The organism is Algoriella xinjiangensis, from assembly GCF_900115015.1.
GTDB lineage: Bacteria > Bacteroidota > Bacteroidia > Flavobacteriales > Weeksellaceae > Empedobacter > Empedobacter xinjiangensis.
Map to the genome: position 1 here is coordinate 58,657 of NZ_FOUZ01000010.1, position 12,761 is coordinate 71,417.

Annotated in this window: 12 protein-coding genes; 3 read left to right on the top strand and 9 right to left on the bottom strand. The window is 31.9% G+C overall.

Annotated elements, in window-relative coordinates:
- Positions 1-65: 65 nt before the first annotated feature.
- From BM072_RS10515 to BM072_RS10530, 4 genes are read right to left on the bottom strand one after another with little or no spacing between them, the layout of a single operon-like run.
- Positions 66-683 carry a DUF4230 domain-containing protein gene (locus tag BM072_RS10515; RefSeq protein ID WP_092908627.1) on the bottom strand — a complete coding sequence of 206 codons (618 nt, stop codon included), beginning with the start codon at positions 681-683 and terminating at the stop codon, positions 66-68.
- Positions 676-1,227 carry a TlpA family protein disulfide reductase gene (locus tag BM072_RS10520; RefSeq protein ID WP_092908628.1) on the bottom strand — a complete coding sequence of 184 codons (552 nt, stop codon included), beginning with the start codon at positions 1,225-1,227 and terminating at the stop codon, positions 676-678. Before BM072_RS10520 ends, BM072_RS10515 begins: the two co-directional genes overlap by 8 nt.
- A gap of 33 nt (positions 1,228-1,260) precedes the next feature.
- Positions 1,261-2,418: a M14 family zinc carboxypeptidase gene (locus BM072_RS10525; RefSeq protein ID WP_092908629.1), complete on the bottom strand. Its 1,158-nt coding sequence runs from the start codon at positions 2,416-2,418 to the stop codon at positions 1,261-1,263.
- Positions 2,419-2,422: 4 nt separating this feature from the next.
- Positions 2,423-3,544: a GNAT family protein gene (locus BM072_RS10530; protein ID WP_092908630.1), complete on the bottom strand. Its 1,122-nt coding sequence runs from the start codon at positions 3,542-3,544 to the stop codon at positions 2,423-2,425.
- A gap of 205 nt (positions 3,545-3,749) precedes the next feature.
- Between BM072_RS10530 and BM072_RS10535 the strand changes: the two genes are divergently transcribed.
- Positions 3,750-4,439: a zinc metallopeptidase gene (locus BM072_RS10535; protein WP_092908631.1), complete on the top strand. Its 690-nt coding sequence runs from the start codon at positions 3,750-3,752 to the stop codon at positions 4,437-4,439.
- 63 nt (positions 4,440-4,502) lie between these two features.
- Here the strand turns inward: BM072_RS10535 and BM072_RS10540 are convergent, their stop codons facing one another.
- The 3 genes from BM072_RS10540 to BM072_RS10550 form a co-directional block, all read right to left on the bottom strand.
- Positions 4,503-6,278: an AMP-dependent synthetase/ligase gene (locus tag BM072_RS10540; RefSeq protein WP_092908632.1), complete on the bottom strand. Its 1,776-nt coding sequence runs from the start codon at positions 6,276-6,278 to the stop codon at positions 4,503-4,505.
- Positions 6,279-6,398: 120 nt separating this feature from the next.
- Entirely contained in the window at positions 6,399-6,635 is a 237-nt protein-coding gene (locus BM072_RS10545; protein ID WP_092908633.1) for a hypothetical protein, read from the bottom strand.
- Between the two features lie 2 nt (positions 6,636-6,637).
- Positions 6,638-8,083 carry an MATE family efflux transporter gene (locus BM072_RS10550; protein WP_092908634.1) on the bottom strand — a complete coding sequence of 482 codons (1,446 nt, stop codon included), beginning with the start codon at positions 8,081-8,083 and terminating at the stop codon, positions 6,638-6,640.
- A 148-nt stretch (positions 8,084-8,231) separates the two neighbouring features.
- Here BM072_RS10550 and BM072_RS10555 point away from each other — a divergent pair, with 148 nt between their 5' ends.
- Both BM072_RS10555 and BM072_RS10560 read left to right on the top strand, forming a co-directional pair.
- Positions 8,232-9,197, top strand: coding sequence for an NAD(P)H-dependent flavin oxidoreductase (locus BM072_RS10555; protein ID WP_092908635.1), 966 nt, complete (start codon positions 8,232-8,234; stop codon positions 9,195-9,197).
- A gap of 8 nt (positions 9,198-9,205) precedes the next feature.
- Positions 9,206-10,069, top strand: coding sequence for an acyl-CoA thioesterase (locus tag BM072_RS10560; RefSeq protein WP_092908636.1), 864 nt, complete (start codon positions 9,206-9,208; stop codon positions 10,067-10,069).
- Between the two features lie 66 nt (positions 10,070-10,135).
- Here BM072_RS10560 and BM072_RS10565 read toward each other — a convergent pair whose 3' ends face one another.
- Positions 10,136-11,707, bottom strand: a complete 1,572-nt coding sequence (locus tag BM072_RS10565) for a hypothetical protein (protein ID WP_125112923.1) — start codon at positions 11,705-11,707, stop codon at positions 10,136-10,138.
- A gap of 3 nt (positions 11,708-11,710) precedes the next feature.
- On the bottom strand, positions 11,711-12,760 hold the full coding sequence (locus BM072_RS10570) for an HlyD family secretion protein (RefSeq protein ID WP_092908638.1): 1,050 nt from the start codon (positions 12,758-12,760) through the stop codon (positions 11,711-11,713).
- Position 12,761 lies beyond the last annotated feature (1 nt).

Genomic DNA, 12,761 nt, shown 5'->3' on the forward strand with positions numbered 1-12,761 from the left:
AATGAAAACGTAATTCTTTTTTTAGATAAAAAAACCTATTCGAAATGAATAGGTTTTTTCTATTTTTAATCGTATAATTTATTCAGTTCGTTTGCGTAATCAGTTTTATCTTCTATTTTCCAACCATAGGTTTTTGCTAAAAAATACAAATCCCCAAGATTCTGAATAAGTTGCTGATGCGCTTCTTGTTTTAATTTTGTTTGATCAATGGTTTTTTCCACATGCTCTATCGCACGTTTTTTAATTCCATTTAAATCATCTTTGTCAAACTTATTAAAAACACTTTGATCCATATCGTAAAAACTTACATCTGGATACACTTTTATTTCTACTGGTGGAATCGATTTTATAATAATTTTCTTATTAACCGAATCCAACTCAATATTCATTTTTTTTAAATCGTACGTTGCTTGCGCTTTTGCATTTACCAATAACGTTACTTTTTTATCTGCCGAATAAATATCTGCAAACCCAGGCAACGATTTTTTTGAGGTATGATTGTAAACATCCGAATAGCTTTGTTCGGCAACAATCATTTTATTCATACGCTCTATTTGGTATGCAATTACGTGCGATTGTTCGCTATAGTTTTCGGTTTTAAATTTGTTCATAATGAAATAAGTAATCATTACGCCAAAAATAAAAGCAACTACAACAAGTATTATTTTTTTTAGATTAGTCATTTGAATAATTTGGAGTCAATGGCGTACCATTCACAATTTGTGCCAAATCTTCTTCTAAATAACCCGAAACTGGCGACTCTACAATTCGTCCCATTTCTGTCCCATCATTATCATACACAATAATTGTTGGTACATGCGTTATTTCTTTGCCTAATTCTTCACCATAAAAACTTTTTTTATCATGATTTACGGCATAAACTTTTAATCTATTTTGAGGAAATTTTAAATCATCTAAAATTTTATATAAACGAGGTAATTCGCGCTGACTATCGCTGCACCACGTCCCAACAAAAACTTGCAATCTATAATTACGAAGACCTTTTAAGGCTTTTAATTTACTTTTTTCTACTTCGTACGAATCAAATTCTGCGTGATACCAGTCTTTAAATTCTTTTTTTTCTAAAGCAGAACGTTCAAATTCTCCTGTTAATATTTTTTCTCCGTTTTCGTATTTAATCGTTCTATTCAAAACTTTTTGTTGCTCGCAACTCATTGTTGTAAGTGTTAAAATAGCTATAAAAGCTGTTGCAAATAATGTTTTCATATAAATAAGTTGAAGTTTTAAAATTAAGTCTTTTTAGTTGATTAATTGTCCATTTTCTAATTTGATTGTTCCAACCATAAAAGTTGCAATTTGATCTAAGCTTGGATAATTTTTAAATTCTCCTTGATAAACTTGATTTTCTGCATCAATTTCTAGATGACCAATAAATTTTCTCAAATCACCAATTTCAGTAATTTTAGCATGTTGCTCAACACTATTTTTTTCTTCGTTATAACAATCTTCAAAATAAATTCCCAAATCAACAACCGAAGATTTTCCTTCATTTTTAATTTGTACCTGACGAAGAATAATATCTAAATATTTTTGACCATTTTGAGGAATACTAGTATAAGTATCAAACGGAAGATTTTCATTTGCAAGCAATGCATTTAAACCAGCAATAATGGCCAAAGCATTGTATTTTCTTGTTTCGTTACGTTGATAATCATCTGGAAAATGACCCGCTTCGAACAACACACAAGGATAACCCATTTTTGTAAAATTATCGCCTGTCGACATCGGATAAAACTCCGAAGTATAACGCCCAACTTGTCCCGGAATTATTTTTTGTAATTCGGTATTCATTGCTTGTATTATTCCCATCGTTTTTTCGCGAACTTCGTTTACATCTTCCTCTACATTATAAGACGGTGCTAAAAAAGATAAAGTCGCTGGTTTAGCAGTTTGTCCGACATTAAAAATTGTACGTTGATCGTGTAAATTAAACAAAGTTTGGTAACTTCCTTTCTCTATTTGATTTAATAAAACATGAATCTCAGTTGATTCTTTGGCTAAAAAATCTCGGTTAATATCAATTCCAACTGCATTTCTTCTCGTATTAACATTTGCACCATCAGGATTCAACATCGGAATAAAATCAATTGTCAAATTACTTAAAATTGCTTGTGCTAATTCAGATTTTTGTTCAAAAAAGTTAATTACATCAAACATGGCGCGCGTACCAGAAGATTCGTTTCCGTGCATTTGCGACCAAATTAACAAACGTTTTTCTCCTGAACCAAAGCTTAATTTATAAATTGGATTTCCTAAAAAAGAAGTTCCTATTTGTTCTTTTTGCGTTGATTTTAGAAAAAAATATCGATTAAGTTCTTCAAAATTTAACCATTTCGAATCAAATTCTTCTTGTCTAAATGTTGAATACTCTTTTTCGAGCTGATGAATTTCGAACATTATTTTAAATTGATTTTTTAAATGTTTTACGGCGTTTATGGTTGACTGGCGAATAAGATTTCCATAAAACCTGAATACTTTCGTTATCAGCTAATTCTGGATTTGTTTCTAAAAACTCAATATTATTTCGATTAAAAGTATCAAACATTGCACTAAAAATAAGTGCTGTAACTCCTTTTCCTTGAAATTTAGGTTCTATTCCAATCAAATAAAATTGTGCAGAATCGTTATTTTTACTTGCTTTCATCAAATGCCACCAACCAAACGGAAATAATTTTCCTTTCGCTTTTTGCATCGCTTTAGAATAGGAAGGCATTGTAATTGCAAAGGCAATCATTTTATTGTTTTCGTCTACAATACAGTTTACAAAATCTGGATTTATAAACGGAATATATTTTTTCTTATAATACTCTATTTGATAATCTGCAATTGGCACATAAGTATCCAATTCGCTGTATGTTTTGTCTAATAAATCAAACATTTCGTCAACATAAGGAATAATCTCTGCCGTTTTGGTAAATTTTAATTCTCTTAATTTGTAACGCTCACGAATTATTGTATTAAACTTAACTACCTTTTCTGGTAAAATTTTTGGTGCAGGTAATTCATACTCCACCCATTCATTTGCAGTTTCAAAACCTAAGGTTTCTAAATGTTGAGGGTAATAAGGAAAATTATATAAACCAACCATTGTTGCTAATTTCTCAAATCCCATTGTCAACATTCCTGCTTTCTCTAGATTCGAAAAACCAACTGGTCCTTCTAAATATTCTAAATTATTTTCCTTTGCAATTTCTTCAACTTTCGCCAAAAGTGCCTTTGTAACGTTGATATCATCAATCATATCAAACCATCCAAAACGCATTTTCTTTTTTTCTTGCTTATTTACTTCTTGCCAGTTGATAATTGCAGCCACACGACCAACAATTTCACCTTCTTTTTCTGCCAAAAAATAACGCGCAGCTGCATCTTTAAAAACAGGATTTTTAGAAACGTCTAATGTTTCTTTTTCCTCATTAATAAAGGGCGGAACGTAATATTGATTATCCTTATATAAGTTCATCGGAAACTTTATGAAAGCCTCCAAATCATGCTTCGATTTTACTTCTTTAATATGAATACTCATAGCCTGCAAATGTACTAAGTTTTGCAATTTTAACGGAATATTTTTAAACAAAAATGTCAGTTTTTTTGTTTTTTTTTAATGATAAAAGACAGATAACTGACAATAATTTAACTATTCGTGTATTTTTGTCTTAAATAAGTTATTGGAATACTTTTTGAAATTCTACTAATAACAAAAAAATAATAAATTAAAACTTACATATAAAATGACAGGATATTACATAATTATTGGTCTATTCATGCTAATTAGTTGGTTTGTTGGTAACAAACTGAAAAGTAAATTTAGGCATTATTCTAAAGTATTTTTAGCGAATGGAATGAGTGGTAGAGAAATTGCAGAAAAAATGCTTGCCGATAACGGAATACATGATGTGCAGGTTATTTCTACACCAGGACAATTAACGGATCATTATAATCCGGGAGATAAAACCGTTAATCTATCCGAAGTTGTTTACAACGAAAGAAATGCTGCGGCGGCGGCTGTTGCAGCTCACGAGGTTGGGCACGCAGTACAACATGCGGTTGGTTATAATATGTTGCAATTTCGATCAAAAATGGTTCCGATGGTTAGTTTAGCATCGCGATTAAATCAATGGATTTTGATGCTAGGTTTAATTGTAATGGCTTCATCTAAAAATGCAACTTTATTGTGGATCGGAATTTTCTTATTTGCGGTTACAACTGCTTTTGCTTTTATAACTTTACCCGTAGAATACGATGCATCTAACAGAGCATTGGCGTGGTTAAAAGGAAGCAACATGGTTTTACCGAATGAATATGACGGCGCAAAAGACTCGTTAAAATGGGCAGCACGTACTTATGTTGTTGCAGCAATTGGATCTTTAGCACAATTACTTTATTTTGTAATGATGGCTTTAGGTGGACGAAAAGAATAGTAATCCAACTAAATATAAAATCAAAAAAAGGAAGTCAAAATTGACTTCCTTTTTTTATGTAAATTATTTTTTATCGTATAATTTCTTGTATAAATCTTGGTATTTAGCCAATACATTTTTACGTTTTAATTTTAACGTCGGCGTTAATAAACCATCATCAATTGTCCATTCATCAGGTGTTAATTCAAATTTCTTGATTTGCTCCCAATGTCCAAGTCCTTGATTCATTTTATCAATTTCTCTTCCGATAATATCTAAAATTTGAGGCTCTTTTATCAACTCGCTATTTGAAGCTGGTTCTGGAACATTTTTAATTTTCAAATAATCTTTCAGTACTTGAAAATTAGGTTGAATGATTGCGCAAGGCATCTTCTCTCCTTCTCCAACCACCATAACTTGCTCTATAAAACGAGATTGTTTAAATTTATTTTCAATTACTTGCGGCGCAATATATTTACCTCCAGAAGTTTTGAACATTTCTTTTTTACGATCCGTAATTTTTAATAAACCACGTTCTAAAACACCAATATCACCCGTTCTAAAATAACCATCTGGCGTAAAAGCTTCAGCCGTTTTTTCTGGATCTTTGTAATAACCAGTTGTTACATTTGGTCCTTTTACTAAGATTTCGCCATCTTCAGCAATTTTTACTTCAACACCTTTTAATGGCGCACCAACAGTTCCAATTCCAAAACCATCTTTTTTCATGCAGTTAACCGAAATTACTGGTGAAGTTTCTGTTAATCCATATCCTTCTAAAATTGGAATTCCTGCTCCCCAAAAAATATGATTTAATCGTGCCGCTAATGGTGCTGAACCAGAAACCATACAAACTAAATTTCCACCAACACCTTCTTTCCATTTACTAAAAACCAATTTTGAAGCAATTGCATGTTTCAATGAAAATAAACCACCTTTTGGATTATACGGATCATAATCTTCTACAAGACTAAGCGCCCACATAAAAATTTTGGTTTTCATACCGCCAGCCGAAGCCCCAGTATTGTATATTTTGTCGTAAACTTTTTCTACTAAACGCGGAACAACCGTCATTACATGCGGTTTTACTTCCTTCATATTGTCACCAAGTTTATCAATGCTTTCGGCATACCAAATACCGATGCTTAGATGTTGATACAAATAAATCAACATACGTTCGAAAACATGGTTTATTGGTAAAAAACTTAAAGCGATGGCGTGAGAAGGAAAATCTGGAATACGATCGACAGACATTAATACATCTGAAACAATATTTTCGTGCGTTAAAACAACACCTTTAGGACGACCAGTTGTACCAGAAGTATAAATAAGCGTCGCCATATCACTCGGTTTTATAATATCTTTTATATTATCTACTTCGTGTTGAGTCGAATTATCTTCTCCTAAATCTAAGATTTCTTTGTAGTTTGGAACACCTTGAATTTCATCGAAACTATAAATTCCGACCAATGTTTCTACCTTATCTTTTACAGCAAAAACTGTATCATATAAACCTTTATCGGAAACGATAATAAATTTACATTCTGCATTATTTAGTATATAATCAAAATCTTCTTCGGATAATGTTGGATAAAGTGGTACACTAATAGCGCCTACTTGTTGAATACCAATGTCGCAAATATTCCATTCAGTTCGATTTGAAGAAGTAACAATTGCAATTTTATCTTGTGGCTTGATTCCTAATTTTAATAATCCTCGACTAAATGCATTAGCCATACCAACGTATTCTTGAGTTGAAGTTTTAACCCAAGTGCCGTTTACTTTAGACACCAATGCATCTTCTCGAGGATTAGTTTGTAATTGATTTTGAGGAAAATCAAATAAACGTTTTATTTCCATGGTTTTGAATAATTTCGTTGCTGCAAAATATAAAAAATAAATTTATAATGCAAGCATAAAAAATTATTTTAGTGTAAATCCTACACTAATAAAAACTATGGTGTTTTATTCAAAAAAGAATTACTCTTCTTCTCCTAATTGTGCCATTTCTTGATCGTAGAAATCTAATGCATCTTCTATTAAATTTGCGATTTCTGTATTAAATTCTTCGTTATCTTCTTCTTCAGAAATATCTTCAAACCATTCAATATCGTCTGTTTCTACGTCTAATAAAAAACGAGGATATTCTGTGTGTAAAATAAAGATTTTCTCTGGCATTGCAGAGTTATCTGCTAATAAAAATTTTGGTAATTCCATTTCTATATGTTTTTTAATTTATCTTCTAAAATTATATCCGATTGCGGATTTTCTCTAATTAATTTTTTCGTTTGTTGATTGTATCTAATCAGCAAAAATATTGCCGAAGCTGTTAATCCTATTCCTAAACCAATCCACATTCCGAATGCGCGCATTTCGAAAACTAAAGCCAATGTTACACCAATTGGAATGGCGATTAACCAATATGAAATAAAGGTTAGGATAGATGGAATTTTAACATCCGTCATTCCTCTCAATGCGCCTAATAATACCAGTTGTATACCATCTGACATTTGAAAAAATGAGGCAATGATTAATAATTGTGCCGAAAGATTTATAACGTCTTGATTGTCTAAATAAATAGTTGGTAATTGATAACGGAATGTGATAAATAATATTCCACACAAAATCATAAATGCCGTTACCATCATAATACACGACCAACCAGCTTCTCGTAATGTTTTATAATCTCTTAAACCTAATTGATTTCCGATTCTTACAGTTGCTGCAACACCAATTCCTGTACACATCATAAACGTTGTAGAAGCTAAATTAATGGCAATTTGATGCGCTGCTAAATTAACTTTTGCTAATTCTTGATCTGCAATAGAATTTGTAAATGTATACCCACAAACAAAGGCTGCCAAAGAAAAAGCACTCATTTCGAAGAATGAAGTTAAAGCAGTTGGAATTCCGATACTTGTTATTTTTTTGAAAATTAATTTCTGAAAATTCTTGAACTGAACTTTTTCTAAAACTGATCTAGTTTTCTTAAAATTCCATAATACAATTACCAAGAAAATCATCATTACCAAACGAGCAACAAATGTTCCCCAAGCCGCACCAGCAACTTCTAAACGAGGAAATCCCCAGTTTCCATAAATCCAACCATAATTTAGTGTAATATTGATCACATTACTCAAAACTGTTGCAATTGTAACTGGAATTGTAAGCGATAAACCTTCTGATAATTGACGAAATGATTGAAAAATCATTAACGGAATCATAGAAAACGTCATAATTGTTAAATATGGAATACATTTTTCGACAACATCTGCTGGTTGTCCCATATAAAACATCAAAGGTTTTAGAAATGTAATCAACAAAAATAAACCGATAGATAATGTAATATTTAACACCAAACTATGCGAAAAATAAGTTGCCGCCATTGTTTTGTTTCCTTTCGAATCTTCTGCAGCAATCAAAGGTGAAAGTGCAAAACTAAATCCAAATGCGAAAACTAAAATTGCAAAAAATAACGAGTTTCCCAAAGAAGCAGCTGCTAATGAGGTTTTACCAAGTACATCGTCTTGTATATTATCATACTTTCCGCCTAAACCACCAACCATAATATTATCTATAATGTTGACAGAAATCTGTCCCATTTGGGTAATCATTACGGGTAATGCTAATACTATATTTCGTCTTAAATGTTCTCTTATTTCCAATTCTCAAAATTTTACAAATGCAAAAATACATCAAATGTTTTGCATCTACATTTAGAAACTGTAAAGGAATTTTTATTTCCTAAAATTCTATTTTATTTTTATCCTTATCCTTATCTTGCATCAATAACCACATTAGAAAATTTAATATATGACTTTACAAGAGTTTAAAAATAGTTTAGATTTACCTTTGATTACATCGCCAATGTTTTTGGTTTCTCGTACTGAATTAGTTGTAGAAGCATGTAAAAATGGTGTTTGTGGAACTTTTCCTTCTTTAAATGGACGAAAAGTTGAAGATTTTGAACAAATGCTAATTGATATTACAACACAGTTAAATCAATTTGAACAAGAAACTGGAAAAAAAGCTGCTCCGTTTGGAGTAAATCTTATTGTAAATCGTACAAATCCTCGTTTAGAAACCGATTTGGCTTTATGCATAAAATATAAAGTGCCCGTAATTATTACGTCTTTGGGCGCTGTAAAAGAGTTGGTAGATGCCGTGCATAGTTATGGTGGTTTGGTTTTTCATGATGTGATTAAAAAACGTCATGCCGAAAAAGCAGCCGAAGCTGGAGTTGATGGAATTATTGCTGTTGCTGCAGGGGCTGGTGGACATGCCGGTACTGCAAATCCTTTTGCTTTGATTGATGAAATTCGTACTTTTTATAACGGTTGTTTAATTTTAGCTGGCGCAATGAATAACGGAAACGATATTTTAGCAGCCGAAACAATGGGTGCAGATTTTGCCTACATCGGAACACGATTTATCGCAACAAAAGAAGGTTCTGCGGAGCAAGATTACAAAGAAATGTTGGTTGATTCTACTTTTGAAGATGTTGTTTATACAGATGGTATTTCAGGTGTTAACGCTAACTTTTTAAAACCAAGTATCATTCATTCTGGAATTGATTTGAATGAGAAAAAAGAAGAAGATTTTGCAGAATTAATTGGAGATGAAGGACACAAAGCTTGGAAAGATATTTGGTCTGCAGGGCATGGTGTTTCTGGTATTCATGACATTCCGACAACAGCAGAATTAATTACACGCATGAAAAATGAATATAAAACTGCATTAGAAAAACATGTGCAGCTCTTAAATAATTTGAAATTTTAATCAAATAAATGAAAACAACACAAGAACTAATTGACCTCATTACGTTAAGAAAATTAGAGGAAAATTTATTCGAAGGAGAAAGTTCTTTTATGGGAAGTCCAAACGTTTTTGGAGGACAAGTTGTAAGTCAAGCTTTACATGCGGCTTATCAAACCGTACCTACAGATCGTTTTTGTCATTCGCTACATTCTTACTTTATTTTACCTGGAGATTTAGAACAACCGATACTATACGATGTTGCAAATTTGCGCGATGGCGGAAGTTTTAGCACACGTGTTGTAACTGCAAAGCAAAATAATGTACCGATTTTTGTGATGGCTGCTTCTTTTCAATTGAAACAAGAAGGTTACGAGCATCAAGAAAAAATGCCAATTGTAACGCCTCCAGAAGAATTAATGAGTTGGAATGATGTTGCAGAACAATTTGGATCTGTTTTACCAAAATCAATTATGCGTTTTGTTTTAGCCGAACGTCCACTTGATTTCAAGCCTGTCGAATTTGTTAATCCTTTTGAGAAAAAAGATTATGAAAACTTCAGTAATGTTTGGTTAACTTTTAATGATGTTCCCGATAATTTACCTTTGCCGATTATTCAACAATTAATTGCTTATAGCTCTGATTATAACTTGTTATCAACTGCCATTAAACCACACGCCTCAAAAGCACATTTTGGTAATACGCAAATGGCAAGTTTAGATCATTCAATTTGGTTTCATAGAACGCCAAATTTACACGATTGGATTTTGGTTAATGTAGAATCGCCAAGTGCAAATGACACAAGAGGATTTACAAGAGGAAATTTATTTAATCGCTGTGGTGAAATGATTTGTAGCGTAGCACAAGAAGGTTTAATAAGACCAATTGTAAAATAAATAACACTCAATCATTTTAAAATACAAAAAAAGGATAGCCCGAAACGGTTATCCTTTTTTATTAAATTATGTTGTGTATTTATGCGAAATAAAAAATCTGTATAATTTGTAGATAATAATTGCAATAACGACTGTAAAACCTATTGCAAATAAAATTCTAAATATTTCAATATTACTTATTAATAATGCTTGATTGGCTAATTTATCTTTTAATGTTCCGACGGTTAAACTGGTCGATTCATCACTTAAATGAGTGATACTATTTTTAGAAAATAAAGCTTCAAATTGATTTTGATATACCGAATTAGATTGATCAAAATTAGTTGTCATATAAAATTGATGTTTCGTTGTAAGATACAATAACCCATTTTGCAGAAGAGAATACCCTATTGTTGTTGTCCAAAAACGAATAGCTGTACCCGTTTGTAAAACACTTGCGTACACTTCTGGTTTTGCGGAACTAAGCATATACAACACCAAAGGTGTAAATAAAACGCCTTGTCCTACGCCTTCTAAAAATAATGCTGGTGTAACATATTCTACTTTAGTATCTGGAAGAAATATGTAACTAAAATATAACATACTTGACGATAAAATTATAAATCCTATCAAAAAAATAGTCAGAAAATCTACATTTCGTTTCACCATTTGGTAGGCGGAAAATAAACCCAATATTGAACCCGCAACGTTAAAATATTGAATGTTTAACACATATTCCCACGGCCATTTCCAAACGACACTCATTACTTGGTAAATATTACTCATACTTGATCGTAAAAGATAAAACATGAAGAACATAATTACACCTGCTATTACTCTTTTCGATTTTAAAACTTCGAAATGATAAATTGGTCTTTTTGATGTCACTTGTTGCAGAATAAATAATCCTGCGCAGACAATACAAATGATGAATGCGCCTACGATGTAAGGCGATTCAAACCAATAATTTTTTTTCCCATAAACCAACACAAACGCACCACTTGTTAATGTAATCATCATCAAAAAAACGCCTGGTAAATTAAGTTGATACAACGGTACTTTAGGAAACATCCTATTATGATTTAAAAAGAAAACATAAATCAATAAAGCCACAACATGCAATACAATAATTGTATAAAGAATCATATTTTGATTATAGTTTTCTATGGCAAATTTTACGATAGACGTTGTAAACTTATCTCCCGTTAACATAAATCCATACAAAAATGAATATGTGATAAGTCGAGAATTTTTTCCTTTTATACTATGTATTAATATTGGATATAAAATACAACCTTCAAAAATTGCAATCGGACCTTGTATAATTCGCAAAACAAGAAGCAATTGGGTATTAATTGAAAGCGTCATGATAAATAAAATAACAATATTTAGCATCGTCATCAATAACAAATAATTTCGAATGTTGAAATAATGAAAAAATCGAATGTGCAAAAATAATCCGCACACAAACATGCCGTAACCTAACGAGAATAAAAACTGAATATCATCAACCTCTAAATCTAAAAATGATGCTGTAAACGTACTGTTCATATTAAACATCATCAAAATCATTAAATGCGGCAAAAGGGCAATCAATAAAACTGAAATAACAATATTATGTGGAACCCATTTGTTAAAAATAGAATTTGGAGTGTCCACAATCTATTCGAGTTTTTCGGTTGAGATAGAAACATTCATTCCTGTTCTTAATTTATCCAAATCTTTGGTATTTTTCAAAATGATTTTTACGGGAAAACGTTGCTCAATTTTTACAAAATTACCCGTTGCATTATCAGGTTTCACCAACGAAAATTCTGAACCTGAAGCTGGCGATAACGATTCTACTCGTCCAATAAATTTAATATCAGAATAAGCGTCTGCAACAATTTTAATATCTTTATTTACATCGATTTCGCCCAATTGTGTTTCTTTAAAATTAGCCACAATCCATTTTTCTTTCGATACAACTTGCACCAAAGCCTGCCCTTCTTTTATCAATTGACCAACTTGTATATTTTTTGTACCAACCCAACCATCATAAGGCGCAATAACGTATATATAAGACATGGTTAATTTTGCGTCATTCAGTTGTGCTTCGCGTTGTAAAATTTGTGTTTTGGCTGGCGCAACTTTTGTTTGCTCTGCATTTGTACCAATATTTACAGAAAGACGTTCTTGTTGCAACGCACTCAAACTTGCATTAGCTTGTTTATATTTTGCTTCAACTTCTTCAAATTGTTGCAAAGTCGCCGCATCTTCTTTTACTAAATTTCTGAATCGTACATAATCTTTTTCTGTTCGCCAAACCTCTATTTTAGCAGCTTCTATATTTGCATCAATTATATTTACATTGCTTGCTTTGGTATCAACCGCAGTTTCGTAAGTTGCAACAGATTGCGCTGTACTTTCTAAATTAGCTTCGGCAATGTCAACCTTATTTTTAAATTCGCGGTTATCAATCACAACTAACGTATCGCCTTTGTGCACAAATTGATTTTCCTCAAAATTGATTTTATCAATAAACCCTGAAACCTTACTTGAAACTGGCGTAATATACTGTCTTACCTGTGCATCGTTTGTGCTAACGTGCGAACTCGAAAAGAAATAAAACCAACACATTGTTCCGAATCCAATCAAAATAAAAATCCAAGCTAAAACAGATAGCGTTCTGTTCATTCTCATTTCACCTTTTGTCACTTGCTTTGTCGCCATA